Source organism: Xenophilus sp. (assembly GCF_044462705.1).
GTDB lineage: Bacteria > Pseudomonadota > Gammaproteobacteria > Burkholderiales > Burkholderiaceae_C > Xenophilus > Xenophilus azovorans.
In genome coordinates, this window is the sequence record NZ_JBIQNC010000368.1 from 1 (window position 1) to 2,124 (window position 2,124).

The 2,124-nt window shown below is 69.5% G+C and carries 2 protein-coding genes; both read right to left on the reverse strand.

Annotated elements, in window-relative coordinates:
- Positions 1-638: IS21-like element helper ATPase IstB (gene istB / locus ACIY1X_RS26210; protein WP_399686539.1), on the reverse strand; the 638-nt coding region annotated here is incomplete at its 3' end.
- Positions 638-1,945, reverse strand: a complete 1,308-nt coding sequence (gene istA, locus ACIY1X_RS26215; RefSeq protein WP_399686541.1) for an IS21 family transposase — start codon at positions 1,943-1,945, stop codon at positions 638-640. The genes istB and istA, both read right to left, overlap by 1 nt.
- Between the last annotated feature and the right edge of the window lie 179 nt (positions 1,946-2,124).

Below are 2,124 nucleotides of genomic sequence, written 5' to 3' on the forward strand. Positions count from 1 at the left end.
ACCGAGCGGTTGCTGGTCACCAGCATCGAGCCGCGCTCATAGCGGCGGCTGACCAACTGGAAGAACAAGTGTGCGGCGTTGGCCTCGAATGGCAGGTAGCCCAGCTCGTCCACGACCAACAGCTTCGGCTTGGCGAAGTGCAGCAACTTCTCCTCCAGCCGCCCCTCGGCATGCGCACGCGCCAGCTGCGTCACCAGAGCGGTGGCCGGCACGAACAGCGTGCTGTAACCACGCACGATGGCCTCGCGCCCCAGCGCCACCGCCAAGTGCGTCTTGCCCACGCCCGGCGGCCCCAGCAGCAGCACGCTGTCGCCGTTGGCCACCCAGCGCGAGGTCGCCAGCTCGCGGATCTGCTTGGGATCCACCGATGGCTGCGCGTCGTACTCGAAGCCCTCCAGCGTGCGCACGTACGGGAACTTGGCGATCGACATGCCCATCTGGATGCGCCGCTCGTCCTTGCGCGCCACCTCGGCCGCGCACAGCATCGCAAGCGCCTCGCGCAGGTTCAGCTCCGCGCGGCCGGCCTGGTCCAGCAGCGTGTCGAGCTGGTCGCGGATGGCCGTGAGCTTCAGCCTTGTGAGCATCGGCTCCAGATCGCCGGCCACCTCCAGCGGCTTGGCCTTCTTCGGCGCGGCCATCACCAGCCACCTCCGAGCGCCGCCTCGTACTGCTCCAGCGGACGCAGCAGCTCCGGCGCCACGGCCGGTGTCGGCGCCGGCATGCGCGGCAACCACGTGACGCCGGTGAACTGTGCGCCGACGATGCCCACCAGGTGAGCGCGCTCGATCACGCTGGTGCGCCGCAGCGGGCTTTGCGCATGGCAGGCCACCTGCTGGCCGGCGTACAGGATCCGCACCTGCCGTTCGGCAACGATCACCGTGACGCTCTCGCCGATGAGTCGCCATGGCACGCTGTAGCGGTTGGTGTCCAACTCGATGCACGCGTCGGTGTGCACGCGCCGCGTGAGTTCGCGCACCTGCAGGAACGGCGCCTTGGCGGGCAACGGCTTCAAGGCCGCGGCCTCCACACGCTCGAAGCGCGCCAGCGGCGTCTCGCCCGTCGTGCCGTGCACGCGCGTGTCGGCGATCTCGCGCATCCAGCGTGTCAGGTGCGCCTGCAGCGCCTCGATGCTGTCGAAGCAATGGCCGGCGATCGCGTTGCGCTTGACGTAGCCCACCCCGCGCTCGTCCTTGCCCTTCGTTCGGGCCCGGTACGGCGCGCAGGCGCGCGGTGTCACGCCCCAGTAGCGGCAGAACGCGTGGAAGCGGTCGTTGAACCTCACCTCGCGCGTTCGCGCGTCGTGCACGTCCACGAGGGCCCGGGCGTTGTCCACGAGCAGTTCGTGCGTCACGCCGCCGAAGTGCCGCAACGCACCTTCCAGGCCCTGCAGCCACGCCGACTGGCGCTCGTGCAGGAACACCGCCACGTAGCAGCGGCGGCTGTAGCCCAGCGTGGCGACGAACAGGTGCACCCGTTGCGGCTGCCCATCCACCATGACGCTGGTGCTTCCGAAGTCGATCTGCAACTGCTGGCCCGGCGCGGTCTCATAACGCACCGTCGCCAGCGCCTCGGCGCGCAGCTCGCGGCGCAGCGGCGCGACGGCCCGCTGCACCGTGCGCAGGCTCACCTCGATGCCCAGCTCACGCGCCAGGTCCTGGCGCACGACGTCGGCGTTGCCGCGGTGGCGGCGCAATCGCTCGGCCAGCCACTCACCATGCGGCGCCAGGGCGCCGCTTCGCCCGCCCACTTCCATCGGCCGCCAACCACCGCGGCGCAGGTACTCGCGCACCGTGTTGCGGCTGCACCCCAACTCCCGGCTGATGCGCTTGGCGCCCCAGCCTAGCGCCTGCAGCGCCAGCATCTTGTGCACCTCCTGCGGCGCCAGCATCGTCTCGCCCCTTCGGCCCGTTTCGACCGACAGAGCTTGCTCGATCTCCTCTTCCATCCATGACCTCCTTCGCTGTGAAAGGGGGTCAGTTCTCAATGGCGCCAGGGGGGCAGTTTTTCATGGCGCCTGACAGCCGCGACCGCTGCCGCTGACCCCCTCAAACCCGCTGTCGCGGTTTCGTTTCCGGTGCTGTGGTGCACCGTACTTACCCCCTGATTCGCCTTGTGCGACGTGCA

Bases quoted from the DNA above. Each gene is read 5' to 3' on its own strand.
- istA (WP_399686541.1), bottom strand. From the start codon at position 1,945: ATGGAAGAGGAGATCGAGCAAGCTCTGTCGGTCGAAACGGGCCGAAGG.